We start from the raw sequence: 26,727 nt of genomic DNA on the forward strand, positions 1-26,727 counted from the left end.
CCGGGTGTGTCAGCAACCTCTCACTTCATCGCAGTCAAAGACCAACATGCACTATTATACAAAAAATAGACGCATGTTGCAAGACCTAATTAAATAATACGTGTTTTGCACACTTTTTTTATTATACAGGTGATCTTTGAATTAATCAAGGTTGAGTGCACACTGCAGCAATATCTCTATCATAAATGGTATCTTCCATGGGTGCTGAGTATGTCCGCAAACAATTTAGGCTCTTCTAAATGAGGTGAGTGAGCTGAATTTTCAAACCAATGCCAGCTTTTATTGGGAGCGGATAATCTTTGGCAGTAAGATTCCGGTATCGTACCAGGGATAATCAAGTCATGCCTGCCGGAAATAAAACAACATGGTACTTTAATAGAAGGAACTGATTTAAAAGCATCAAAGTGATATAGTTCATCCATTAAAGTTCTAGAGCTGAAGCTTTGTCCTCGTATATATTGCAAACAGCCTTTTACTCCATATTCTTTTCCAAACAACATTTGGCTGAATATCTTAATAGCTTGCTGCCGCTTATGAGTAAAGCCTCCCCTTCTCAGCTCGATACACAATCGAAATATCTCATGCCGGATCTGATTATTCCATGGAGGAGGTCCGATTAACCGCAGCAAAATAGCAGGTACGGATTTTTTGTTTTCATGATTCATTTCCTCAAGACACCGGTATGCTGCCTGTTCTTCTTCTCGCACGTTAACAACTTGGCTGATACCGTAATAAGCATAAAATAAATCCGGTCTTGCCTGCAGTACAGTTAGAGCTAATAAGGCTCCCCATGAATAGCCGGCTAAATAGATTTTTTGCACCTTAAAAGAATTGACAAGCATCTCTGCAATCTCAATAGCATCCTCAGTAAACTGTCTGATTGTCATTGATCTCTTTAGGACATGTTTTGAATAGGATAGCCCAGCGCCTCGTTGATCCCAATTCACTACAGTGAAGTGCTGTTCCAATTCCTTTTGAAAATGTCTCGCATAGCCAATTTGTGCAGTTCCCGGGCCGCCATGCAAGAACAGCAGTAAAGGATTGGATCTATTGGCTCCATTGATCATCAGAACCTGTTCTGTGTTTCCTATCTGATATTTTTTTAGTATAGAAATATGAAGGTTCTTATGATTGTTTTCACACATGCCCTTAGCTCCTACATTTAGATAAGCTTTATTATACACTTTATCAGACACAAAGAAAAAACGAGGCCCAAAGGGCCTCGTTTTATTTATACGATTACTCAGTGATTGTAGAAACAACACCAGAGCCAACAGTACGTCCGCCTTCACGAATAGAGAAACGAGTTCCTTCTTCGATAGCGATAGTTGAGATAAGCTCAACGATCATTTCAGTGTTGTCTCCAGGCATAACCATTTCTACGCCTTCTGGAAGTTGGATGATACCAGTTACGTCAGTTGTACGGAAGTAGAACTGAGGACGGTAGTTAGAGAAGAATGGAGTATGACGTCCACCCTCTTCTTTTGAAAGAACATAAACTTCAGCTTTGAATTTGCTGTGTGGAGTGATTGTACCTGGTTTAGCAAGTACTTGACCACGTTGGATATCTTCACGAGCTACACCGCGAAGAAGTGCTCCAATGTTGTCTCCAGCTTCAGCGTAATCAAGAAGCTTACGGAACATTTCAACACCAGTAACAGTTGTTTTGCTGTTTTCTTCTTGAAGACCGATGATTTCAACTTCGTCACCGACTTTAACTTGTCCGCGTTCTACACGTCCAGTAGCAACTGTTCCACGACCTGTGATTGAGAAAACGTCCTCAACAGGCATCATGAATGGTTTTTCAGTGTCGCGTTCTGGAGTTGGGATGTACTCATCAACCGCAGCCATAAGCTCAAGAATTTTTTCTTCGTACTCAGCGTCTCCTTCAAGAGCTTTAAGAGCAGAACCTTTAACAACAGGAACATCATCGCCAGGGAAATCGTATTCGCTAAGAAGATCGCGAACTTCCATTTCAACTAGTTCAAGAAGCTCTTCGTCGTCTACCATGTCGCATTTGTTTAAGAATACAACGATGTAAGGTACACCAACGTTTTTAGAAAGAAGGATGTGCTCACGAGTTTGTGGCATTGGGCCATCAGCAGCAGATACTACAAGGATAGCTCCGTCCATTTGCGCAGCACCAGTGATCATGTTTTTAACATAGTCAGCGTGTCCTGGGCAGTCAACGTGTGCATAGTGACGTGTGTCAGTTTCGTACTCAACGTGTGCAGTAGAGATAGTGATACCGCGCTCGCGTTCTTCTGGAGCACCATCAATTTGATCGTACGCCATAGCTGTACCTTTACCAGATTTCTTATGAAGTACTGTTGAGATAGCAGCAGTTAATGTTGTTTTACCATGGTCAACGTGTCCAATTGTACCAATATTGGCATGTGATTTGGAACGGTCGAATTTTTCTTTAGCCATTCTAAAATCCTCCTTAAGAGCTTTAAATTAGTAATGTATAGAGTGATAGAAAGTGAAAGCAGGCTTTCACTTTCTCATCTTACAATAGTAGTTATACTTGAGTTAAGTGGCAAAATCAATTATTCGCCTTTATTTTTTTTGATAATTTCTTCAGAGATGCTCTTCGGCACTTCTTCGTAATGATCCATGTGCATTGTGAACGTACCGCGGCCTTGCGTATTAGAACGAAGTGCAGTAGCGTACCCGAACATTTCAGAAAGAGGAACCATAGCGCGAACAACTTGAGCGTTACCGCGAGCTTCCATACCTTCTACACGGCCACGACGAGAAGTAATGTCGCCCATGATGTCTCCCATGTATTCTTCAGGAATAACGACTTCAACTTTCATAATCGGTTCCAAAAGAACAGGGTTACATTTGCTGACCGCATTTTTCAATGCCATAGAAGCAGCGATTTTAAACGCCATTTCGTTTGAGTCAACGTCATGGTAAGAACCATCAAAAAGTTTTGCTTTAATGTCGATTAGCGGGAATCCAGCGATTACACCATTATCAAGTGCATCTTCAAGACCAGCTTGTACAGCAGGAATGTATTCACGAGGAACCACACCGCCGACAATCGCATTTTCGAATTCAAAGCCAGCGCCTTCTTCGTTTGGTTCGAATTCGATCCAAACGTGTCCGAACTGACCGCGTCCACCAGACTGACGTACGAACTTACCTTCAACTTTTGCAGCGGAACGGAAAGTTTCACGGTATGCAACCTGAGGTGCACCAACGTTAGCTTCAACCTTAAATTCACGCTTCATACGATCAACAATGATATCAAGGTGAAGTTCACCCATACCAGAGATGATTGTTTGACCAGTTTCTTGGTTTGTTTGTGTACGGAAAGTCGGATCTTCTTCAGCAAGCTTAGCTAGAGCGATACCCATCTTGTCTTGGTCAGCTTTTGACTTAGGCTCGATCGCAACGTCGATAACCGGTTCTGGGAATTCCATTGATTCCAAGATAACATGGTCTTTCTCGTCACATAGAGTATCTCCAGTAGAAGTATCTTTTAGACCTACAGCAGCTGCGATATCTCCTGCGTATACAGTAGAGATTTCTTCACGGCTGTTGGCGTGCATTTGAAGAATACGCCCGACACGCTCACGTTTGCCTTTAGATGAGTTTCTTACATATGAACCGGAATCAAGTGTTCCAGAGTACACACGGAAGAACGTCAGCTTACCAACGTAAGGGTCAGTCATAACTTTAAATGCAAGTGCTGAGAATGGCGCGTCATCAGAAGATTCACGAACCACTTCTTCATTTGAATCAGGAAGAATACCTTTAATTGCCTCAACATCAGTCGGTGCAGGAAGGTAATCAAGAACTGCGTCAAGCACTAGCTGAACACCTTTGTTTTTGAAAGCAGAACCGACAAGTACAGGATAGAATTCAACATTCAATGTACCTTTACGGATAGCAGCTTTCAGCTCGTCGATTGTGATTTCTTCACCTTCAAGGTACTTTTCCATAAGCTCTTCATCAAGCTCAGCGACAGCTTCAATCAGGCTGCTGCGAAGCTCTTCTGCTTGTTCTTTGTACTCTTCAGGGATTTCTTTCGCATCAGAACGAGTTCCAAGATCATCTTCATAGAAATACGCAACGTTTTCTACAAGGTCGATGATACCTTCAAAGTTATCTTCAGCACCGATCGGCAATTGAATTGCATGAGCGTTTGCTTGAAGACGGTCTCTCAAAGTTCCTACGGAGTAAAGGAAATCAGCACCGATTTTGTCCATTTTGTTAACAAATACGACACGCGGTACTCCGTAAGTAGTTGCTTGACGCCAAACAGTTTCTGTTTGCGGCTCAACACCGGATTGTGCATCAAGTACAGCAACTGCACCATCAAGTACACGAAGTGAACGTTCAACTTCAACTGTGAAGTCTACGTGTCCAGGTGTATCAATGATGTTTACGCGGTAACCTTTCCACTGTGCAGTTGTTGCAGCAGATGTGATTGTGATACCACGTTCTTGTTCCTGCTCCATCCAGTCCATTTGTGAAGCTCCTTCATGAGTTTCACCAATTTTATGGATACGGCCTGTATAGAACAAGATACGTTCAGTTGTTGTCGTTTTACCGGCATCGATGTGAGCCATGATCCCGATATTACGAGTTTTTTCTAAGGAGAACTCTCTTGCCATTGGGTAATTTCTCCTTCCTTATTAGGAAATTATGATTTTTAAAACTATATATTCTACCAGCGATAGTGAGCGAACGCTTTGTTTGCTTCAGCCATCTTATGAGTATCTTCGCGTTTCTTAACAGCAGCACCAGTATTGTTAGCTGCGTCAAGGATTTCGTTAGCTAAGCGCTCTTCCATCGTTTTTTCTCCGCGAAGACGAGCGTAGTTTACTAACCAGCGAAGCCCAAGAGTTGTACGGCGTTCTGGACGAACCTCTACAGGCACTTGGTAGTTCGCACCACCTACACGGCGTGCTTTTACTTCAAGTACAGGCATGATGTTTTTCAATGCTTGTTCGAAAACCTCCATTGCATCATTGCCAGTACGTTCTTTAATGATATCGAATGACTTGTATAGGATTGTTTGAGATTTACCTCTTTTACCGTCGATCATCATTTTATTGATAAGACGAGATACAAGCTTAGAGTTGTAAATCGGATCAGGTAAAACATCTCTTTTTGCTACAGGACCTTTACGTGGCATCTGAATATCCTCCCTTCATCTATTATAATTCTTAACGTTTATTATTTTGCTTTAGGACGCTTAGTTCCGTACTTAGAACGGCCTTGCGCACGGTTTTCAACTCCAGCAGTGTCAAGCGCACCACGAACGATGTGGTAACGTACCCCTGGTAAGTCTTTTACACGTCCGCCGCGGATAAGTACAACACTGTGCTCTTGCAAGTTGTGTCCGATACCTGGAATGTAAGCAGTAACCTCAATTCCGTTAGTTAGACGTACACGAGCATATTTACGAAGTGCTGAGTTCGGTTTTTTCGGTGTCATTGTACCGACACGAGTACAAACCCCGCGTTTTTGTGGAGAAGATACGTTAGTGTGCTCTTTTTTAAAGCTGTTGTATCCTTTATTAAGTGCAGGAGACTTTGAGTTTTCAACTTTACTCACGCGTCCTTTACGTATTAGCTGATTAATTGTAGGCATTTTGTAATTCCTCCCTTCATTATGTTTTATAACCCACATACCCAGGTGGTTCATCAATAGGCAAAAAACAATGTCTTTACACAAGAAAAAATCTTACGCAAAAACAACAAGTACGTTATAACATAATGGCAACAGCTGCTGCTCCTACCTCAATTCCGCAGGCTTTGCCGAGCTTTTTCATGGATTCAACCACAGAGACTGCGATACCTTGATCTTTCGCAAGCTTTATAACGCTTGACGTAAGAATGGGATCAGCGTCCTTTGCAACGACGACTTCCTTTACTGAACCTCGTTTTAGAGCTTTCACTGTTTGCTTCGTACCAATAATAATTGATTTGGCCTGCGATACTTTATCATAAGACATAAACATATCCTCCAAAGTAACAGGTTTAATTCGAGCACCTTGGTTATATTATCACTCTGGGAGAAGGATGTCAACATCGCATGACAATTTTTAGTGTCAATGTTCTCAAAGAATGACATATTTCACTAATGATACTGCTGAAAGGCTGTCGAAACAGCCCTTCAAACAGCAAGCATCAGTTTTTTCTACTCTATTCAACCGGCACCATATCATCAGTCGGCTGTACCTTTGAAATCGGCTGTACTTTTCGGTATTTCATCATACCTGTACCAGCCGGAACAAGTTTACCGATGATAACATTTTCTTTCAGGCCGAGAAGTTCATCACGCTTACCTTTAATTGCTGCATCTGTAAGGACACGTGTTGTTTCCTGGAAGGAAGCAGCTGATAAGAATGAGTCAGTTTCAAGCGAAGCTTTTGTAATACCGAGTAAGACAGGACGGCCAGTAGCTGGACGATCGCCTTTAAGCAATACTTTTTTGTTCGCTTCAGTAAATTGGTGAATATCAAGCAATGAGCCAGGAAGTACATCAGTATCTCCAGCATCAATTACACGGACTTTGCGAAGCATTTGGCGAACCATTACTTCTACGTGTTTATCACCGATTTCCACACCCTGCATACGGTAAACCTTTTGAACCTCATGAAGAAGATACTCTTGAACTGATGTAATATCAGTTACTTTGAGAAGTTCTTTCGGATCAATTGATCCTTCTGTCAGAACTTGGCCTCGAGTAATTTCATCTCCAACCGTAACTTTAAGGCGAGAATTATAAGGAGCCGTATACGAACGTGTTTCAACCGCGCCTTGAATCACAACTTCCTGCTGCTTATCACGGACTTCATTAATTTCGGCAACTTTACCGTCAATTTCAGAAATTGTCGCTTGACCTTTAGGATGACGCGCTTCGAAAAGCTCTTGGATACGCGGAAGACCTTGTGTAATATCGTCTCCTGCAACCCCGCCTGTATGGAAGGTACGCATTGTTAACTGTGTACCAGGCTCTCCGATAGATTGGGCAGCGATGATTCCGACTGCTTCCCCAACTTCAACATCAGTACCTGTAGCAAGATTTCGGCCGTAGCATCGTTTACACACACCATGAGGCGTGTTACATGTAAACGCGGAACGGATCCAAACTTCTTCAATACCAGATTCAACAATTTCGAGAGCTTTATCTTCATCAATCAGTTCGTTTTCGTTCACAAGCACTTCATCTGTTTCAGGATGTCTTACTTGTTTTCTTGAGAAACGGCCGATAAGACGTTCTTCTAAGCGCTCGATAATTTCAGTGCCTTCTCTAAGCGGTTTAGCCAAAATACCTCGGTCAGTTCCGCAATCTGTTTCACGGATGATAACGTCCTGCGCAACATCAACAAGACGACGAGTAAGGTAACCTGAGTCAGCCGTTTTCAAGGCTGTATCAGCAAGACCTTTACGCGCACCGTGAGTAGAGATAAAGTATTCCAAAACAGTAAGACCCTCACGGAAACTTGATTTGATCGGTAATTCAATGATTCGTCCAGCCGGGTTGGCCATCAGACCACGCATACCCGCAAGCTGCGTAAAGTTAGATGCGTTACCACGGGCACCTGAGTCACTCATCATGTAAATCGGGTTGACTTCATCTAATGATTGCATCAGTTTACCTTGGATTACATCTTTAGCCGAACTCCAAATTGAAATCACTCGTTCATAACGTTCTTCTTCCGTAATCAGACCACGTCTGAACTGCTTCAACACATTGTCAACTTTGCCCTGTGCTTCTTCAAGGATTTCTTGTTTATCATCAAGAACGACGATATCGGAAACCCCTACTGTAATACCGGCTTTTGTTGAATATCTGAAGCCAAGGTTTTTCATACGGTCAAGCATTTTAGATGTTTCGGTAATGTGGAATCTTTTAAAGATCTCCGCAATGATTTTACCTAAAATGCCTTTCTTAAACGGCGCGTTGACAGGCTGTTGTTCGATAACAGCTTTTACATCGGCACCTTTTTCTAAGAAGAAGCGCTCAGGTGTCTTTTCTTCAATATTGCTCTTCGTAGGTTCATTCATATAAGGGAATGATTCAGGAAGAATTTCATTGAAAATAAGTTTTCCTACAGTTGTAATTAACAGTTTTGAACGCTGCTCATCGGTAAATGTCACGTTCTTAAGTGAGTTAGCTGCAACAGCTACTCTCGTATGAAGATGAACATATCCATTTTGATAAGCAAGAAGCGCCTCATCTGTATTTTTAAAGACCATACCCTCACCGACAGCTCCGGCACGCTCAAGAGTTAAGTAGTAGTTTCCTAATACCATATCCTGAGATGGTGTAACAACCGGTTTACCATCTTTAGGGTTCAAGATGTTTTGAGCAGCAAGCATAAGAATACGAGCCTCAGCTTGTGCTTCTGCAGATAACGGAACGTGAACCGCCATTTGGTCTCCGTCAAAGTCAGCGTTATAAGCTGTACATACGAGCGGATGAAGACGGATTGCGCGACCCTCAACAAGTGTTGGTTCGAACGCCTGAATTCCGAGTCTGTGAAGCGTAGGTGCACGGTTTAAAAGAACCGGATGCTCCTTAATGACTGATTCTAATACATCCCATACTTCAGGCTGTACTCGCTCAATTTTGCGTTTTGCGCTTTTAATATTATGTGCAAGGCCTTTTTCAACAAGCTCTTTCATTACGAAAGGTTTGAAGAGTTCAAGCGCCATTTCCTTCGGCAGACCGCATTGATACATTTTCAAATGAGGACCTACGACGATTACAGAACGTCCGGAGTAATCGACACGTTTACCAAGAAGGTTTTGACGGAAACGTCCTTGTTTCCCTTTCAGCATATGTGATAAAGATTTCAACGGTCTGTTACCAGGACCTGTAACAGGGCGTCCGCGGCGTCCGTTATCAATTAAAGCATCAACAGCTTCTTGCAGCATACGTTTTTCGTTTTGAACGATGATGCTTGGCGCACCAAGATCCAAAAGACGTTTTAAACGGTTGTTACGGTTGATAACACGACGGTAAAGGTCGTTCAAGTCAGACGTCGCAAAACGTCCGCCATCAAGCTGAACCATCGGTCTAAGCTCAGGCGGGATAACAGGAAGCACGTCAAGGATCATCCATGAAGGCTTGTTTCCTGAGTTACGGAAGGCTTCCAATACTTCAAGGCGTTTGATCGCACGCGTACGGCGCTGTCCTTGAGATGTTTTCAGCTCTTCTTTTAACGTGTCCACTTCTTTTACCAGATCAATGTCTTGAAGAAGCTTATTGATAGCTTCCGCACCCATTGACGCTTGGAATTTGCTGCCGTATTTATCAAGATACGCACGGTATTCCTTTTCAGATAAAAGCTGTTTCTTTTCAAGCGGTGTGTTTGCCGGGTCTGTAACAACGTAAGAAGCAAAGTAAATCACTTCTTCCAATGCACGCGGTGACATATCCAGTACAAGTCCCATCCGGCTTGGGATTCCTTTGAAATACCAAATGTGAGAAACAGGGGCAGCAAGTTCAATATGCCCCATTCTCTCACGACGGACTTTAGCCCTCGTTACTTCAACTCCGCAACGGTCACAAACAACGCCTTTATAACGAACTCGCTTGTACTTCCCGCAATGACATTCCCAGTCCTTAGTCGGTCCGAAAATGCGTTCGCAAAACAGGCCGTCCTTTTCAGGTTTTAACGTACGATAGTTTATCGTTTCAGGCTTTTTCACTTCACCAAAAGACCATGAACGGATTTTATCCGGTGAAGCAAGACCGATGTTCATATACTCAAAATTGTTCACATCTAGCAAGGGGCTTACCTCCCTTTTTATCTTCGGATTAACCGATGTCACTTGCCTTTATAACTTAGAGACTATTCTTTCGTTACTACATCACGTTCAACGTCTGCAGGTGCAGCAGCTTCTTCCGGCTCTTCATCATTTGATAAAGCCAGACCGTCAGCTTGCTTGCCATCCTCGTCGTCTTCTAAATCTCTCATTTCTATCTCTTCTTCATCACCGGAAAGGATTTTAACATCCATACCCAAGCTTTGAAGTTCTTTAATTAATACTTTGAATGACTCCGGAACACCTGGTTCTGGAACATTATCGCCTTTCACGATGGCTTCGTATGTTTTCACACGGCCAACCACGTCATCGGACTTAACAGTAAGAATTTCTTGAAGAGTGTAAGCAGCACCGTAAGCTTCAAGTGCCCAAACCTCCATCTCACCAAAACGCTGTCCGCCAAATTGAGCTTTACCGCCAAGAGGCTGTTGCGTAACAAGTGAGTAAGGACCTGTAGAGCGTGCATGAAGTTTATCGTCAACCATGTGAGCCAGTTTAATCATGTACATGATACCGACAGATACACGGTTGTCAAACGGCTCTCCAGTACGTCCGTCGTAAAGAACGGTCTTCGCGTCTCTGGACATTCCGGCTTCTTCAAGTGTTTCCCACACGTCTTCTTCACGTGCTCCGTCAAATACCGGCGAAGCAATGTGAATGCCTAGGTAACGAGCTGCCATTCCCATATGAAGCTCCAATACTTGCCCGATGTTCATACGTGATGGTACGCCAAGCGGGTTAAGCATGATATCAATCGGTGTGCCGTCAGGAAGGTAAGGCATATCTTCTTCTGGAAGAATCTTAGAGATAACACCTTTGTTACCGTGACGACCGGCCATTTTATCTCCTTCAGAAATTTTACGTTTCTGAACGATATATACACGTACCAGCTGATTTACACCCGGAGGAAGTTCGTCACCGTCTTCACGGTTAAAGACCTTCACATCGTGGATGATCCCGCCGCCGCCGTGAGGCACACGAAGAGATGTGTCACGGACCTCGCGTGCTTTTTCACCAAAGATGGCATGAAGCAGGCGTTCTTCAGCTGTAAGTTCAGTCACACCTTTTGGCGTTACTTTACCTACGAGAAGATCTCCGTCATTCACTTCAGCACCGATACGGATGATTCCGCGTTCGTCAAGATTGCGGAGCGCGTCTTCCCCGACGTTCGGAATATCACGAGTGATTTCTTCCGGTCCAAGTTTAGTATCACGTGCTTCTGATTCATATTCTTCAATGTGAATAGATGTATAAACATCGTCCTTCACAAGACGTTCGCTCATGATGATGGCATCCTCATAGTTATAGCCATCCCATGTCATGAAGCCGACCATGACGTTGCGGCCAAGTGCAAGTTCACCTAACTCCATAGAAGGACCGTCAGCAAGGATTTCTCCTTTTACTACTTCATCGCCGACACTTACGATCGGACGCTGGTTATAGCAAGTACCTTGGTTAGAGCGGACAAATTTCAGCAAGCTGTATTTATCCAGGTTTCCTTTTACTTTTTGACCGTCTACATCTTCATAACGGCGCACCCAAACGTTTTTCGCTTCAACACGCTCAACGATTCCAGGGTGTTTACAGATGACGGCAGCACCGGAGTCTTTCCCGGATACATATTCCATACCTGTACCGACGAATGGCGCTTCCGGCTGCATAAGAGGCACAGCCTGACGTTGCATGTTCGCTCCCATTAATGCACGGTTAGAGTCATCGTTTTCCAAGAACGGGATACACGCAGTCGCAGCAGATACAACCTGCTTAGGCGATACATCCATGTAATCCACACGGTTTCTAGGAACAACGGTGTTCTCCCCTCTGAAACGGGCTACAATGCTGTCATCTATGAAAGAACCCTCGTCATCAAGTCGCGCGTTTGCTTGAGCGACAACATAGTTATCTTCTTCATCAGCAGTTAAGTAGTCGATTCTAGGTGTTACTTTTCCTGTTTCAGGGTCAACACGTCGGTATGGTGTTTCAATAAAACCAAAGCGATTCACTTTCGCATATGATGATAATGAGTTGATCAAACCGATGTTCGGGCCCTCAGGCGTTTCAATCGGACACATACGGCCATAGTGGGAGTAGTGAACGTCACGTACTTCCATTCCGGCACGCTCACGTGTCAATCCGCCTGGTCCAAGAGCTGACAGACGGCGCTTGTGCGTTAATTCAGCAAGCGGGTTCGTCTGATCCATGAACTGAGAAAGCTGAGAGCTTCCAAAGAACTCTTTAATAGACGCGATAACAGGGCGAATATTGATAAGCTGCTGCGGAGTGATAGTATTCGTATCCTGGATTGACATTCTTTCACGAACGACACGTTCCATTCTGCTTAGACCGATACGGAATTGGTTTTGCAAAAGCTCACCGACAGAACGTAAACGGCGGTTCCCAAGATGATCGATATCATCTGTGTCGCCTACTCCGTGAAGCAAGTTGAAGAAGTAGCTGATAGAAGAAATAATATCAGCAGGCGTAATGTTTTTAATCGCCTCTTCAATGTACGCATTGCCGATCACATTAATCGTCTGTTCTCCTTCGGCATCCGTAGGAGCAAAGATTTTAATGGATTGAAGCGTCACTTCATCTTCGACAACGCCGCCATTAGGATACAGTTTTCTAAAACCGATTCCGTTTTCTAAGTATGGCAGCACTTTATCAAGTGTTCTTCTGTCAAGAATCTGTCCTTTTTCTGCAAGAATTTCACCAGTTTCAGGATCAACAAGTGTTTCTGCAAGTCTTTGGTTAAACAGGCGATTCTTGATATGAAGTTTTTTATTAATTTTATAGCGTCCTACATTGGCAAGATCGTACCGTTTCGGATCGAAGAAACGGGAATCAAGCAAGCTTTTTGCGTTTTCTACTGTAGGCGGTTCTCCAGGACGGAGGCGCTCGTAGATTTCAAGAAGCGCTTTATCACTGTTTTCAGTGTTATCTTTATCAAGCGTATTGCGCAAATACTCATTTTCTCCAATAAGATCAGTAATCTCTTGATCGGAGCCGAAGCCGAGAGCACGCAAAAGAACCGTAACCGGCAACTTACGTGTGCGATCAATGCGGACATAAACAACATCTTTCGCATCAGTTTCGTATTCTAACCATGCGCCACGGTTTGGAATGACAGTCGCGGTAAAACCTTTTTTACCGTTTTTGTCTACTTTACCACTGAAATATACACTTGGAGACCGAACAAGCTGAGATACGATAACACGTTCCGCACCATTGATGATAAAAGTACCTGTATCTGTCATAATAGGGAAATCTCCCATGAAGACATCTTGGTCTTTTACCTCTCCAGTTTCTTTGTTAATTAAACGAACCTTCACTCTTAGCGGAGCTGAATAAGTCACATCACGTTCTTTTGATTCTTCTACAGGATACTTAGGATCTCCTAAACTGTAGTCAATGAACTCAAGAGAGAGGTTACCAGTGAAATCCTCAATTGGCGATATGTCTTGAAACATCTCTCTAAGACCCTCATCAAGAAACCACTGATAAGAAGAGGTTTGAATTTCAATGAGATTTGGTAATTCTAACACTTCGCTAATGCGAGCATAGCTTCTGCGCTGGCGGTGTCGTCCATACTGAACTAGTTGACCTGTCAACTGATTCACCCCTCAAATCATGCGTATTATATGTGTAATAAGTATTTCTTTTTAAATACAAGTAAAAGAGAATACTTTTACAAGACAAAAGAAAAAAGGGTTTCTAATTAAGAAAACCACATCCAAAAACAAATACCGATTTTATTAGCATTTCCATACTTGTATAAATTATACATAGTGAATGACATTTTATCATATCAAGTAAAATATATACATTGGCATTTTATAATATTAACATAGCTAAAATACCGAGTCAAACTTTTTTTGCTTTTATGATATAATAGCCTTTCTTTTTTTGAACAACGGAAACTTCATCAAAAAGCTCCTTAAGTTTATCAATGGCAGAAGGCCCGCCTTGTTTTTTCTGTATGACGATCCACAAATCACCTGAAGGCCTTAGGTGTTCAGCGCTTTTTTCAAAGATGGCATGGACAACTTTTTTTCCGGCGCGGATTGGGGGATTAGTTATAATAGAGGCAAATGTCTGAGCAGAATCAACATTTGAAAATAAATCACTCTGATAAATACGGACATTCTCAATTCCGTTGTGTTCTGCATTTTCATTTGATAGCTCTACGGCTCTTTCGTTAACGTCGATCATGTGGATGGTCCGGTCTTTAAAATCACTTGCAAGCGAAAGCCCGATTGGACCATAACCGCAGCCTACATCTAAAAAATCACCTTCGGCTTCCGGTTCTTCAAAGGACTCAATCAGCAGACGAGATCCAAAATCAACTTCCTTTTTTGAAAAGACTCCGCTGTCGCTTGTAAATGTAAAGTCTTTATTGCGTAAATTAAAAGACCATGATTGTTTGTTGCTTTTAACTGAAGGTTTTTCTGAATAATAGTGTTCACTCATCATTAGAACCTCCTCATTTTAATTGCTTAAAGAAAAGCAAAGAAAAAGCCCGCCTTATAAAAGCGAGCTTCCCCTTCAGGCAAGTGAAGATTACTTAACTTCTACAGAAGCGCCAACTTCTTCAAGTTTAGCTTTAAGCTCTTCAGCTTCTTCTTTAGCAATACCTTCTTTAAGTGGTTTTGGAGTGTTGTCAACAAGTTCTTTAGCTTCTTTCAAGCCAAGACCAGTGATTTCACGTACAACTTTGATAACTTTGATTTTTTGTCCGCCTGCACCAGAAAGGATAAGGTCGAATTCGCTTTGCTCTTCAGCAGCTCCGCCAGCAGCAGCTCCGCCAGCTACAGCTACAGGAGCAGCAGCAGTTACGCCAAATTCTTCTTCGATTGCTTTTACTAGGTCGTTCAATTCAAGTACAGTTGCTTCTTTAACGGAAGCAATGATTTCTTCGATATTTAAAGCCATTTGTAATTCCTCCATTTGTTTTATTTAGATACAGATAAAATTAAGCGCCTTGTTCTTCCTTTTGTTCTGCCACTGCTTTAGTAGCAAGTGCAAGGTTACGAACTGGAGCTTGAAGAACGCTAAGCAACATAGAAAGTAATCCGTCGCGTGATGGAAGTTCAGCAAGAGCTTTCACTTCTTCAACCGTAGAGACGTTTCCTTCGATTACGCCAGCTTTGATTTCTAAAGCTTCGTGGGTTTTAGCAAATTCGTTAATAACTTTTGCCGGAGCGATAACATCTTCTGTACTGAATGCAATAGCGTTGGGTCCAGTTAAGACATCATTCAAACCAGTAAGTTCAACTTGTTCAACCGCACGGCGAGTCATAGAGTTTTTGTAAACTTTGAACTCAACGTTAGCTTCACGAAGTTGTTTACGAAGTTCAGTTACTTCAGCCACGCTAAGTCCGCGGTAATCAACGATGATCGTTGATTTGCTTTCTTTAAGTTTAGAAGCAATCTCTTCAACAACAACTTTTTTTGTTTCAATTGCGCTGCTCATGGTTACACCTCCTGTAGATTCGTTGTGTAACACTTATACCGTTAGGTGATCACGACTCTGAACGACGAATGACATATAAAAAGCCTCCATTCGACATGGAGGCTGTATATACAAGCGTACGTAACGTAATAGCTGTGATATATATACACCTCGGTAGGATATTAAGCCGTAAAGCCCCTACTGTCTGCGGTATAAATGACATATTTTATTTTACAACATTTTGAATAATATCAGAATGCTGTTTTAAAGTCAATACTTATTTTACGCTGAAAGTAGAAGCGTCCACTTTGATTCCAGGGCCCATAGTAGATGTTACAGCAACGTTTTTCACGTAAACACCTTTAGCCGCAGCAGGTTTTGCTTTTAGGATAGTGTCATACATTGTTGTGAAGTTCTCAACAAGTTTTTCATCCTCAAAAGAAACTTTACCGATTGGAACGTGGATGTTACCAGCTTTATCAACGCGGTATTCAACTTTACCAGCTTTGATTTCATTGATCGCTTTTTCAACTTCGAATGTAACAGTTCCAGTTTTAGGGTTTGGCATAAGACCTTTTGGTCCAAGCACACGTCCGATTTTACCGACTTCACCCATCATATCAGGAGTTGCCACGATTACATCAAAATCAAACCAGCCTTGCTGAATTTTAGTGATATAATCTGAATCGCCAACGTAATCTGCACCAGCAGCTTCAGCTTCTTTTGCTTTTTCGCCTTTTGCGAAAACAAGAACGCGTTGAGTTTTACCAGTACCATTTGGAAGTACTACTGCACCGCGGATTTGCTGGTCGTTTTTACGAGGGTCAACCCCTAAACGGAATGCTACTTCAACTGTAGCGTCAAACTTAGCTGTGTTCGTTTTTTTTGTAAGTTCCACCGCTTCAGCTACACCGTATGCTTTCGCACGGTCTACAAGCTTAGCAGCTTCAACGTACTTTTTACCTTTTTTAGCCATTTTAAAATTTCCTCCTTATGTGGTTATAGCGGAATGACCTCCCACGAATAAGGGTTGCGAACTTGTTAAAACTCGCAACCCAACAAGAAACAAATTAATCCTCGATTACAATACCCATACTGCGGGCAGTACCTTCAACCATGCGCATTGCCGCTTCAACGTCTGCTGCGTTTAAGTCAGGCATTTTCGTTTCAGCGATTTCGCGTACTTTATCGCGCTTAACGGTTGCAACTTTATTACGGTTTGGTTCACCAGAACCAGACTCAATTCCAGCCGCTTTTTTAAGCAATACTGCAGCAGGTGGAGTTTTTGTAATAAATGTAAATGAACGGTCTTCGTAAACCGAAATTTCAACAGGAATGATTAGACCAGCTTGGTCAGCTGTACGAGCGTTAAACTCCTTACAGAATCCCATGATGTTTACACCGGCTTGACCTAGTGCAGGTCCAACTGGCGGAGCTGGGTTAGCTTTTCCAGCAGGAATTTGCAATTTTACAACTTTTACTACTTTTTTAGCCACGAGACACACCTCCTTAAGTCCGTGATGTGGTAATAGGGTAAACCCTCCCACTCAAGGTTTCATTCTTTATATGAATGACGAAATATCAAGCTAGCTGCCTTGGAAACCCAAGACGTACCTTTGCTATATTATCATTTCTATATAGCAATTTCAAGTTTTTTCACATTACAATTTGTCGATCTGGGTAAATTCCAGCTCAACCGGCGTTTCACGGCCGAACATATTAACGAACACCTTAACCTTGCTTTTATCATAATCAATTTCTTCAATTGATCCTGTAAAGTTGGCAAATGGTCCGTCTATGACTTTCACTGTCTCTTTTAATTCAAAATCAATTTCCGTTTTACGCTCGTCCATTCCCATTCTCTTCAGAATGGTTTCAGCTTCACCCGGCAGAAGCGCAGTCGGTTTTGAACCTGAACCCGCTGATCCGACAAAGCCGGTAACTCCCGGCGTATTCCGGACGACATACCAAGAATCATCTGTCATGACAATTTCAACAAGCACGTAACCAGGGAACACTTTCTTTTTCACAACTTTTTTCTTACCGTTTTTGATATCGGTCTCTTCTTCTTCAGGCACGACTACACGGAAAATTTTATCCTGCATCCCCATTGATTCAACACGTTTTTCCAAGTTGGCTTTTACTTTGTTCTCATAACCAGAGTACGTGTGAACAACATACCAATTCTTTTCCATTCTCATTCAGGACTTGTGCAGTCCTTCCCTCCCCGCAAAAAATATTTAATATAAAACATAACGTCTTAAAGCAAAAAATAGGCTGCGAGCCTATGACAACTTTCAATTTCAACACAATGAAAAAACCCGCTGAACGGGTTTTTGGTAAGTGATATTATGATCTATTATAGCACGTATTGCCGACCATTATTCAACTATTAAACGAATTAATTGAGAAATTCCTGTATCAAGGAGGGCAAAAAAGATAACAAAAAAGATTACTGTTGATATAACCGTGATGGTATAGCGCGTTAACTCTTTCCCTTTAGGCCAGCTTACCTTTTTCATTTCTTTCCCTACATCTTTAAAGAAACTCATCATACGCATGTAAAAGACCTCCACAATTTAAAAAGCGAAAAAAACTATTTTGTTTCTAAATGAGCTGTATGTGAATTGCAAGAACTGCAGTATTTCTTAACTTCTAAACGCTCAGCTGCTGATGCAGAGCTTTTCATTGTTGTATAATTACGGTTTCCGCATGCCTTACATGCCAACGTAATTTTTTTTCTCATGTCATTACACCTTTTTCTAAATAGACGTTAGATCTTTATTTTAGTAACATATCACAGTCAGAAAAATACTGTCAATATACCATAAATACCTATCATAAACTGATTTCACGGATTTCCAAGTACTTCTCCAGCTTTCGTTTCACACGCTGAAGAGCATTGTCGATGGATTTTACGTGCCGGTTTAAGTCATCCGAGATCTCTTGGTAACTTCTTCCATCAAGATAAAGGACAAGCACTTTTCTCTCTAAATCACTCAACAATTCTCCCATTTTCATCTCAATATCATCAAATTCTTCTTGATTGATGATCATTTCCTCAGGGTTCAGTGTTTTTGCTCCCGAAATCACATCAAGCAGTGTCCGGTCTGATTCTTCATCAAAAATCGGTTTATCCAAAGAGACATAGGAATTCAAAGGAATGTGTTTCTGGCGAGTAGCTGTCTTTATTGCGGTAATAATTTGGCGGGTAATACATAATTCTGCAAAAGCTTTGAAAGAGGTAAGCTTGTCCTCTCTAAAGTCACGAATAGACTTATAGAGGCCAATCATTCCTTCCTGCACGATATCTTCTCTGTCAGCGCCTATTAAAAAATAGGATCTGGCCTTTGCCCTAACGAAATTACGGTATTTCGTAATCAAGTAATCTAACGCATCACTGTCCCCAACATGAACCTTTTCAATGACCTGCTCGTCCTCCAACTGGCAAAACTGCTCTTTGTTGAATTTCCCCTTGTTGTTCTGTAGATTCACTCCGATCCCCCCGGCGCACGTAGATAGAAATATTATACATTACTGGACAAAAAAGCGTCAACCTAATCCAAGTCGCCCCGCCGCCATTTTTCAAACGTTTTCAATACTTCTTCTGAGAGGGCGATTTTACCTGCCGGCTTTTCGGAAGTAATCTTTCTGACCCGCCTTTGAATTCGCCTTTCAATGGTTTCGACTTCTCTTAACAGCTCCCGAGCGGACTTTCGCAGCGCTCCTTGTCCGAAAATCGCCCATTGTTCGGTGTAATCAGACGTCGCAACATGAATCTGAGTCGCGATATTATTCAATGCTTGGGCAAGCTTCTCAATCCGCTCATCAGCTGTCTCATTTTCTTTTGTGAAAATGACTTCAACTCTGTGGTTGGTCCGTTTCTTCTCAATACCTTTTACGAGATGGGCATCAAAAACAACAATCACCCTATTCCCAGTATATGATTGGTATTCCGCCATCTTTTGAATCAATACGTCCCTTGCTTCTTCAAAACTGTTCGCTTTTAAATCCTTTAGCTGCGGCCAAGCTCCAATCATGTTGTATCCGTCTACTAACAGGATATCCATTTTTCATTATTCTCCCAGCGGGCTTCGTTTCCTATAGATCTCATACATCAAAAGGCCGGCCGCTACAGAGGCGTTGAGAGAAGTAACTTTCCCCGCCATCGGGAGTTTGATTAGGAAATCGCATTTTTCTTTGACAAGCCGGCCCATTCCTTTTCCTTCACTGCCGATGACCAAGGCTAAAGGCATGGTGCCGTCCATTGTGCGATAATCCTCACGGGCGGAAGCATCCGTTCCGACAACCCAGATTCCCCGCTCTTTCATTTCCTCCAAAGTGCGTGCCAGGTTGGTGACTTTTACAACCGGAATATGCTCAATGGCTCCTGTAGAAGCTTTCGCCACTGTCGTTGTCAGTCCCACGGCTCTGCGTTTCGGGATGACGATGCCATGAGCGCCTACCGCATCAGCCGTTCTCATGATGGAGCCGAGATTATGCGGGTCCTCCAGCTCGTCTAACACGAGAAAGAAAGGCTGTTCGTTTTTCTCTTCCGCTCTTTTATATAGATCGTCTAATTCTGCATACTCATACGCGGCTACTTGTGCCACAATTCCTTGGTGCTGCCCGGAAACCATTTGATCCAGTTTTTTTCTCGGAACATATTGAATCGTGATGCCTTGTTTTTTTGCAAGCTCAATCACCTGCTGTGCTTGTCCCTTTACGGTGTTTTCCGCCATCCATAGCTTGTACAGTTCCCGATCTGATTTTAACGTCTCGATGACTGCATTTTTTCCTATGACGTAATCATGTTGCTGACTCATTAGTTTTCCTCCCTGACGTCCCGAATTGTATAGCTTCAGCAACCAGCTGATTCAGTCTTTCTTCTTTTTTCTCAAGAAAAAGGTGTCCGATCAAGGCTTCAAATGCTGTACTATAACGGTACGTCTGAACATCTGTGTTTTTAGGCGTGGTGCCTGACTTAGCATTTCTGCCTCTTCTCAGCACAGCCTCCTCTTCCTCCGTAAAAAATGTTTCATTTTGAAGATGGAAAAGAATATTGGCCTGAGATTTCGCAGATACAATACGGCTTGATTTTTTGTGAAGATCATTAGGCTTTGTAAACCCCTGCTTAAGCAGGTGATGCCTGACGTAAACCTCAAAAATAGCATCACCTATATAAGCAAGTGCAAGCCCGTTTAACTGCTTTGAATCTTTTATTGGATCAAATTGAAGCATTCGTTACTCTCCCCGCTTCCAGCGAGTTCCCTGAGCCGTATCCTCAAGAATGATATTCATGCTTTTCAGCTGATCGCGGATTTGGTCTGATAAAGCAAAATCACGGTTGCGTCGCGCTTCATTTCTTTTCTCAATCAATTCCTCAACATCTTGATCAAGTAGTTCTTGCTCACCCATTGTAAGACCCAGCACAGAAGCGATTCTGTCAAACATCTCAATAAAGGCGTTAATCACTTTATCTGCAGTATTATCTTCCTGCAAATAGTAATTGGCATGCTTCGCTAACTCAAACAAAATTGAAATGGCGTTTGCGGTATTAAAGTCATCATCCATCGCTTCTTCAAAAGCGGTTCTGTGTTCTTCGATTTTTTTCAGCCACTCGTCATCATCAGCGGTTAAGTTCGTGCTGCTGTTCAAGCGATGAAGCAGGTTGCTGTAGGCTGTTTTCAAACGATTAAAGGCATTCTTTGTATTTTCCAAAAGCTCTTCTGAGTAGTTAATCGGATGACGATAATGCACAGAAAGCATAAAGAATCTCAACAGCTGCGGGTCATGTTTTTTAATAATGTCATGCACCAGAACAAAGTTCCCCAGTGACTTAGACATTTTTTCATTGTCAATATTAATATAGCCATTATGAAGCCAGTACTTTGCAAATGTCTTGCCTGTTAAAGCTTCAGATTGTGCAATTTCATTTTCATGGTGAGGGAACGTTAAATCCTGTCCGCCCGCATGGATATCAATCTGTTCCCCAAGATATTTCTTTACCATCGCGGAGCATTCGATGTGCCAGCCCGGGCGGCCTTTTCCCCACGGGGCATCCCAGGAAATTTCACCGTCTTTTGCCGCTTTCCATAGAGCAAAGTCAAGGGCATCTTCTTTTTTCTCGCCTACACGGATGCGGGCGCCCGATCTCAGTTCATCGATTGATTGCTGAGAAAGCTTTCCGTATCCTTCAAATGCTCTCGTTTTAAAATAAACGTCTCCATCAGACTCATAAGCATAGCCTTTTTTTATCAGTTCTTGAACAAAATCAATAATGGCATCCATATTTTCTGTTACACGCGGATGCAGATCGGCTTTCTTGCAGCCTAAGGCGCCGACATCTTCAAAATACGCCTTGATAAAACGTTCAGAAATGGTCGGAACATCCTCGCCGAGTTCGTCAGCCGCTCTGATTAATTTATCATCCACATCCGTGAAGTTAGAGACATACTGCACATCGTAACCTCTGTATTCCAAATAGTTGCGAACCGTATCATACACGATAGCGGGACGGGCGTTTCCGATGTGAATATAATTGTATACGGTCGGGCCGCACACATACATTTTCACCTTTCCCTCCTCGAGAGGAACAAACGTTTCCTTTTGTCTTGTCAACGTATTATAAAGAGTGATTGTCATTTTTGGTTTATCCTTTCTTTTCTTTCTTCAAGTTCAGCTTTCAGCTGTAAGATTTCCTTCTCTAAAGACTTAAATCGGTCAGAAACCGGATCAGGTAAATCCTGATGATTTAAGTCACGTTTAATTTTTTGGCCATTTTGGACAACTACCCTTCCAGGTATCCCTACAACAGTAGAAAAATCGGGAACATTGTGAAGCACCACGGAGCCGGCTCCTATTTTCGAACCTTCTCCGACTGTAATCGAACCGAGCACTTTAGCTCCTGTCGCTATTAAAGCATCATCCTTGATCGTCGGATGCCTCTTCCCTTTTTCTTTCCCCGTTCCCCCAAGAGTGACGCCTTGAAAGACAGTCACATTGTTGCCGATTTCGCACGTCTCGCCTATGACAACCCCCATACCATGATCAATAAAGAACCTTCTCCCTATCGTCGCGCCGGGGTGGATTTCAATGCCGGTAAAAAATCTGCTGATTTGAGAAATAAGGCGTGCAAGGAAATAAAATTTGCGTTTATATAAAGCATGTGCAATCCGATGCGCCCATATAGCATGTAAACCAGAATAAGTTAAAATCACTTCAAAATAGCTTCTTGCTGCCGGATCTTGGTCAAACACTGTATCAATGTCTTCTTTAAGCATTTTAAAAAACACATGCTTCCCCCCGTTCTACCCGCTTCCTTCTGTCTTTTTTTGTTTTCAGGCAATAAAAAAAGCGTCTCTGCATGCAACATGACAGAGACGCTTTTACCGCGCGGTTCCACTCTGTTTGAAAAACAGATCACTGTTCTCCCAACTTTAACCGATAACGGCGGCATCCGCCTTTGAATACTTATTTTTCGCAAAATGTTCTTCAAAGGTCTTAAGGGCGCACTTCTAAAACCCGACCATGGATCTCTCTCAGCCATGAAGATCCTTTCTGTGATGGTCTAACGTTTTATACTCTTCCCTGTCAACAATTTCATATATTAAGCATTTTTCAAACGTTTAATAACGGTTTCTCTTCCAATCAGCTCAATCGATTGCGGAAGCTCAGGACCGTGAGTCTGGCCAGTTACCGCTACACGAATCGGCATAAATAACTTTTTCCCTTTATGTCCTGTTTCTTTTTGCACTGCTTTGATGGAGGCTTTAATATGATCCGGTGTAAACTCCTCGAGCTCTTCCAGCTTCGCAGCGAACACACTAAGCACTTCCGGCACCTGCTCTTCATCTAAAACAGTCTTCGCCTCTTGATTATACTCGATATCTTCCTTAAAGAACAAATCAGTAAGCTCAACAATTTCTGCGCCGAAGCTTAATTGCTCATGATATAGAGAAATCAGCTTGCGAATCCATTCCTGCTGTTCCGGAGAAAGTTCAGTTCCGACTTTCCCGGCCTTCTGTAAATGCGGAAGCGTAAGTTCAACGACCTGCTCAAGATCCAGCTCTTTCACATATTGGTTGTTGACCCATTTTAGTTTATGCATATCAAACAATGCTGGTGATTTTGATAAACGATTCACATCAAAAATTTCAATAAACTGTTCCTTTGTAAAAAGCTCTTCTTCTCCTACTGGAGACCAGCCTAATAGGCCGATAAAGTTAAACAGAGCTTCTGGCAAGTATCCTAAATCTTTATATTGCTCGATGAATTGAATAATGGACTCATCGCGTTTACTGAGCTTTTTGCGGCTTTCATTCACGATTAACGTCATGTGGCCAAACACAGGAATATCCCATCCGAATGCTTGATAAATCATGATTTGTTTCGGCGTGTTAGAAATATGGTCTTCACCGCGCAGCACATGCGTCATCTTCATCAAATAGTCATCAACCGCTACAGCAAAGTTATACGTAGGTGTTCCGTCTTTTTTCACAATGACAAAATCACCAATGCCGTCTGATTCGAAAGAAATCTCACCTTTTACGATATCGTTAAAGGCAATGATCTTTCCTTCCGGCACACGGAACCGAATACTCGGCTTTCTGCCTTCAGCAAGGAATTGATCCTGCTCTTCCTGAGTCAGATTTCTGTGCTTGCCTGAATAACGGGGCATCTCGCCGCGGGCAATCTGTTCTTCGCGTTCTTTTTCAAGCTCTTCTTCCGTACAGAAACATTTATAAGCAAGCCCTTTTTCAAGAAGCTCTTCATAATAGACTTTATAGATATCGTTACGCTCAGACTGACGGTACGGACCGTATTCTCCGCCGATATCTACACTTTCGTCCCAATCAATGCCGAGCCACTTCAAATAATTCAGCTGGCTTTGTTCTCCGCCCTCAATATTGCGTTTTTGGTCCGTATCCTCTACACGAATAATAAACTTTCCGCCTTGATTGCGGGCAAATAAATAATTAAAAAGAGCCGTTCTGGCATTTCCTATATGCAAATGTCCCGTTGGACTCGGCGCATATCGAACGCGTACTTCATTTCCCATTTTCTAATACTTCCTTTCATCTCAGGTCTGGCCTCAAGTAAAATATATGCATCTATTCTACCACCAAATAGATCGCGCATCAAAATAAGATTAGCCTTTTTGTATCAGCACTGTCGCCTGCGCCGCTATTCCTTCGGCTCTACCCGTAAACCCAAGTTTCTCAGTTGTCGTTGCCTTTACATTAATCTGAGAGGCATCGGCTTCAAGGCCTTCAGCAATTCTTTTTCTCATGTCTTCTATGTATGGCGCCATCTTCGGCTTTTGGGCGATAATGGTACAGTCCAGATTCCCAAGAACGTAACCTTTTTGTTTCACAATCTCCCAAACATGCTGCAGCAATTTGAAGGAATCCGCGTCCTTAAATTCCGGATCCGTATCAGGAAAATGCTTGCCGATGTCTCCCTCTCCAACTGCTCCGAGGCAGGCGTCAGCAATTGTATGAAGTAAAACATCAGCATCGGAATGTCCGAGCAGACCCTTTTCATAAGGGATTTCAATTCCTCCGATAATAAGAGGCCGGTCTTCCGCCAGCTGATGCACATCAAAACCTTGTCCGATTCTAAACATATTCATTCCCACTTTCCGCTCTCATGATTGCTTCTGCCGCTATTAAATCATCCGGTGTCGTCAGTTTAATATTCGTGTAATCACCTTCGACGACACTTACATAAGCACCCTCCAGCTCCTCAACGAGACTGGCGTCATCCGTTCCTAAAAAACCTTTTCTTTCAGCTTCCCTATGAGCCTCCCTCAATAAGGAAAGACGAAAAGCTTGTGGCGTTTGAACGGCCCACAAGCTTGAACGTTCAATAGTCTCAGTGACTTCAGAGCCTTGAACGCGTTTAATGGTGTCTTTCACAGGAACAGCAAGGATTGCCGCTCCTGTCTGCTCTGCTGTTTCGATCAGCTTATCAATTTGTTTATGCTTCACAAAAGGACGCGCGCCGTCGTGAACAAGCACAATATTTTCTTGCCTTATTGTTTTGAGGCCCTCATACACACTATGCTGCCGTTCATCTCCGCCCTTCACAACCTCGATCGCTGTATCAAACGAATGCTGTTTCAGCAGTACTTGAAAATCTTCATGGTCTTGTTCATTTATGACTAAGATGATTTTTCGGCACGTCCTATGGCTGTCAAACACTCTTAAAGTGTGAATGATAACCGGAGCATCTTTCAGCTCAATAAACAGCTTATTCCTTCCCGCCTTCATTCGTTTCCCCTGTCCGGCGGCAAGAATCACTACGTCATAGTTCATATTCTTTCTCCCTCTAAAGAGCCTTCTCCAACAGCTTCGGCTTTGCAAAAATCATTCTTCCAGCCGCTGTCTGCAGCACACTTGTTACGAGCACATCAATATGCTTGCCAATATAGTTCCGCCCTTCTTCCACGACAATCATGGTGCCGTCATCCAAGTAGGCAACACCTTGGTTATGCTCTTTCCCGTCTTTGATGACCTGCACCTTCATTTCTTCACCCGGAAGCACTACAGGCTTCACAGCATTGGCCAGATCATTAATGTTCAGCACCGCTACTTTTTGAAGCTCACATACTTTATTTAAATTAAAATCATTTGTCACTACGACTCCGGAAGTCAGTTTGGCCAATTTGACAAGCTTGCTGTCAACCTCCTGTATATCTTCAAAGTCGCCTTCATATATTTCCACTTTAATATCCAATTCTTTTTGGATGCGATTTAAAATATCAAGGCCGCGGCGTCCTCTGTTTCGCTTTAATACGTCAGAAGAATCGGCAATATGCTGCAATTCTCCAAGGACAAACTGCGGAATAACGATGACCCCTTCTAAAAAACCAGTTTGGCAAATATCTGCAATTCTCCCATCAATAATAACACTTGTGTCTAAAATTTTCAGCTTTTTATCCTGCTCTTCATGCTCTTCCTCAGCCGTACCTTTTTTCTTTTGCATTCTTGAAGAAATCGAGAACAGGCTGATTAGCTCATCCTTTTTCTTAAAGCCGACCTGAAAGCCGAGATAGCCCAGAAAGAAAGCTAAAAAGACAGGAATAATCGTGCTGAGAATACGGTATGGTATATTGTCTAAAGGAATCACATTTACGATAAGATAAGCGATTATAAGTCCAAATACTAAGCCGAGACTCCCAAATAACAAATCTGGAACCGGAGCTTTCAACAAAGAATCCTCTATCCACTTCACCCAGTTTACAACATATTCTGTTCCCCATATACTGATGAGAAAAAAGATAATGGCACCAATTGCCGCAGACGTATACGCGTTTGTTACTAAAGGTATGTCCTGTATATTTAACAGTACAAACAATTCAGGTATTAAAAATATACCGACAACGCCGCCAAAAATAATGAAGAACGCCTGAACTATTCGTTTTAACATACCCCCCACCTCCTTTTTAAGATAAATAATTTTCGAATCAAA

General features: G+C 42.5%; 26 protein-coding genes and 2 other annotated features. All 26 genes read right to left on the reverse strand.

From position 1 onward, the window contains the following. Positions 1-179: 179 nt before the first annotated feature. Entirely contained in the window at positions 180-1,145 is a 966-nt protein-coding gene (locus tag GXP75_RS20170; protein ID WP_214919234.1) for an alpha/beta fold hydrolase, read from the reverse strand. A 94-nt stretch (positions 1,146-1,239) separates the two neighbouring features. Further along, on the reverse strand, positions 1,240-2,430 hold the full coding sequence (gene tuf / locus GXP75_RS20175) for an elongation factor Tu (RefSeq protein WP_003328291.1): 1,191 nt from the start codon (positions 2,428-2,430) through the stop codon (positions 1,240-1,242). A gap of 119 nt (positions 2,431-2,549) precedes the next feature. Next, positions 2,550-4,628 (reverse strand): elongation factor G, encoded by a 2,079-nt coding sequence (fusA, locus tag GXP75_RS20180; protein ID WP_003328292.1) that lies wholly within the window; start codon positions 4,626-4,628, stop codon positions 2,550-2,552. A gap of 53 nt (positions 4,629-4,681) precedes the next feature. Next, positions 4,682-5,152 carry a 30S ribosomal protein S7 gene (gene rpsG, locus GXP75_RS20185; protein WP_003328293.1) on the reverse strand — a complete coding sequence of 157 codons (471 nt, stop codon included), beginning with the start codon at positions 5,150-5,152 and terminating at the stop codon, positions 4,682-4,684. Positions 5,153-5,193: 41 nt separating this feature from the next. Continuing rightward, positions 5,194-5,610, reverse strand: a complete 417-nt coding sequence (gene rpsL / locus GXP75_RS20190; protein ID WP_003156445.1) for a 30S ribosomal protein S12 — start codon at positions 5,608-5,610, stop codon at positions 5,194-5,196. Positions 5,611-5,725: 115 nt separating this feature from the next. Then, positions 5,726-5,974 carry a 50S ribosomal protein L7ae-like protein gene (locus GXP75_RS20195; RefSeq protein ID WP_003328294.1) on the reverse strand — a complete coding sequence of 83 codons (249 nt, stop codon included), beginning with the start codon at positions 5,972-5,974 and terminating at the stop codon, positions 5,726-5,728. 190 nt (positions 5,975-6,164) lie between these two features. Next, positions 6,165-9,764, reverse strand: a complete 3,600-nt coding sequence (gene rpoC, locus GXP75_RS20200) for a DNA-directed RNA polymerase subunit beta' (protein ID WP_003328295.1) — start codon at positions 9,762-9,764, stop codon at positions 6,165-6,167. Positions 9,765-9,826: 62 nt separating this feature from the next. Continuing rightward, on the reverse strand, positions 9,827-13,411 hold the full coding sequence (gene rpoB, locus GXP75_RS20205) for a DNA-directed RNA polymerase subunit beta (RefSeq protein WP_061570381.1): 3,585 nt from the start codon (positions 13,409-13,411) through the stop codon (positions 9,827-9,829). 253 nt (positions 13,412-13,664) lie between these two features. After that, positions 13,665-14,270 carry a class I SAM-dependent methyltransferase gene (locus GXP75_RS20210; RefSeq protein WP_003328297.1) on the reverse strand — a complete coding sequence of 202 codons (606 nt, stop codon included), beginning with the start codon at positions 14,268-14,270 and terminating at the stop codon, positions 13,665-13,667. A 90-nt stretch (positions 14,271-14,360) separates the two neighbouring features. After that, complete coding sequence (gene rplL / locus GXP75_RS20215; RefSeq protein ID WP_003328298.1) at positions 14,361-14,732, reverse strand: 50S ribosomal protein L7/L12; 372 nt, start codon at positions 14,730-14,732, stop codon at positions 14,361-14,363. A gap of 40 nt (positions 14,733-14,772) precedes the next feature. Next, complete coding sequence (gene rplJ / locus GXP75_RS20220; protein ID WP_003328299.1) at positions 14,773-15,273, reverse strand: 50S ribosomal protein L10; 501 nt, start codon at positions 15,271-15,273, stop codon at positions 14,773-14,775. Positions 15,274-15,340: 67 nt separating this feature from the next. Continuing rightward, positions 15,341-15,481 (reverse strand) — a sequence feature (ribosomal protein L10 leader region). A gap of 48 nt (positions 15,482-15,529) precedes the next feature. Beyond that, positions 15,530-16,228, reverse strand: a complete 699-nt coding sequence (rplA, locus tag GXP75_RS20225) for a 50S ribosomal protein L1 (protein WP_003328300.1) — start codon at positions 16,226-16,228, stop codon at positions 15,530-15,532. A 94-nt stretch (positions 16,229-16,322) separates the two neighbouring features. Then, positions 16,323-16,748 carry a 50S ribosomal protein L11 gene (gene rplK / locus GXP75_RS20230; protein WP_003156430.1) on the reverse strand — a complete coding sequence of 142 codons (426 nt, stop codon included), beginning with the start codon at positions 16,746-16,748 and terminating at the stop codon, positions 16,323-16,325. A gap of 165 nt (positions 16,749-16,913) precedes the next feature. Continuing rightward, entirely contained in the window at positions 16,914-17,447 is a 534-nt protein-coding gene (nusG, locus tag GXP75_RS20235) for a transcription termination/antitermination protein NusG (RefSeq protein ID WP_003328302.1), read from the reverse strand. A 186-nt stretch (positions 17,448-17,633) separates the two neighbouring features. Beyond that, positions 17,634-17,813 carry a preprotein translocase subunit SecE gene (gene secE / locus GXP75_RS20240; RefSeq protein WP_003156422.1) on the reverse strand — a complete coding sequence of 60 codons (180 nt, stop codon included), beginning with the start codon at positions 17,811-17,813 and terminating at the stop codon, positions 17,634-17,636. A gap of 35 nt (positions 17,814-17,848) precedes the next feature. Further along, positions 17,849-17,998 (reverse strand): 50S ribosomal protein L33, encoded by a 150-nt coding sequence (rpmG, locus tag GXP75_RS20245; protein ID WP_003328303.1) that lies wholly within the window; start codon positions 17,996-17,998, stop codon positions 17,849-17,851. A gap of 92 nt (positions 17,999-18,090) precedes the next feature. Next, positions 18,091-18,747: an RNA polymerase sporulation sigma factor SigH gene (sigH, locus tag GXP75_RS20250; RefSeq protein ID WP_003328304.1), complete on the reverse strand. Its 657-nt coding sequence runs from the start codon at positions 18,745-18,747 to the stop codon at positions 18,091-18,093. A gap of 62 nt (positions 18,748-18,809) precedes the next feature. Further along, positions 18,810-19,322: a ribosome-dependent mRNA decay endonuclease Rae1/YacP gene (gene rae1 / locus GXP75_RS20255; RefSeq protein WP_003328305.1), complete on the reverse strand. Its 513-nt coding sequence runs from the start codon at positions 19,320-19,322 to the stop codon at positions 18,810-18,812. Positions 19,323-19,328: 6 nt separating this feature from the next. Further along, the gene (gene rlmB, locus GXP75_RS20260) at positions 19,329-20,078 is read right to left on the reverse strand and encodes a 23S rRNA (guanosine(2251)-2'-O)-methyltransferase RlmB (RefSeq protein WP_003328306.1); all 750 of its coding nucleotides are present in this window, start codon (positions 20,076-20,078) and stop codon (positions 19,329-19,331) included. Further along, on the reverse strand, positions 20,062-20,493 hold the full coding sequence (locus GXP75_RS20265) for a Mini-ribonuclease 3 (protein WP_010787424.1): 432 nt from the start codon (positions 20,491-20,493) through the stop codon (positions 20,062-20,064). Before GXP75_RS20265 ends, rlmB begins: the two co-directional genes overlap by 17 nt. 3 nt (positions 20,494-20,496) lie before the next feature. Continuing rightward, complete coding sequence (gene cysS, locus GXP75_RS20270) at positions 20,497-21,897, reverse strand: cysteine--tRNA ligase (protein ID WP_003328308.1); 1,401 nt, start codon at positions 21,895-21,897, stop codon at positions 20,497-20,499. Further along, the gene (gene cysE / locus GXP75_RS20275; RefSeq protein WP_214919235.1) at positions 21,894-22,547 is read right to left on the reverse strand and encodes a serine O-acetyltransferase; all 654 of its coding nucleotides are present in this window, start codon (positions 22,545-22,547) and stop codon (positions 21,894-21,896) included. Before cysE ends, cysS begins: the two co-directional genes overlap by 4 nt. An 80-nt stretch (positions 22,548-22,627) precedes the next feature. After that, positions 22,628-22,858: a binding site (T-box leader), on the reverse strand. Positions 22,859-22,861: 3 nt separating this feature from the next. Then, complete coding sequence (gene gltX / locus GXP75_RS20280) at positions 22,862-24,313, reverse strand: glutamate--tRNA ligase (RefSeq protein WP_242557721.1); 1,452 nt, start codon at positions 24,311-24,313, stop codon at positions 22,862-22,864. A gap of 90 nt (positions 24,314-24,403) precedes the next feature. Next, positions 24,404-24,880 (reverse strand): 2-C-methyl-D-erythritol 2,4-cyclodiphosphate synthase, encoded by a 477-nt coding sequence (ispF, locus tag GXP75_RS20285; RefSeq protein WP_242557724.1) that lies wholly within the window; start codon positions 24,878-24,880, stop codon positions 24,404-24,406. Further along, complete coding sequence (gene ispD / locus GXP75_RS20290) at positions 24,873-25,571, reverse strand: 2-C-methyl-D-erythritol 4-phosphate cytidylyltransferase (RefSeq protein ID WP_242557722.1); 699 nt, start codon at positions 25,569-25,571, stop codon at positions 24,873-24,875. The genes ispF and ispD overlap by 8 nt, the downstream gene beginning before the upstream one ends. Before the next feature lie 13 nt (positions 25,572-25,584). Then, a complete protein-coding gene (locus GXP75_RS20295) occupies positions 25,585-26,685 on the reverse strand; it encodes a PIN/TRAM domain-containing protein (RefSeq protein ID WP_242557723.1) in 1,101 nt (366 codons plus the stop codon). Between the last annotated feature and the right edge of the window lie 42 nt (positions 26,686-26,727).

Source organism: Bacillus sp. HU-1818 (assembly GCF_022695965.1).
Classification (GTDB): Bacteria; Bacillota; Bacilli; order Bacillales; family Bacillaceae; genus Bacillus; species Bacillus atrophaeus.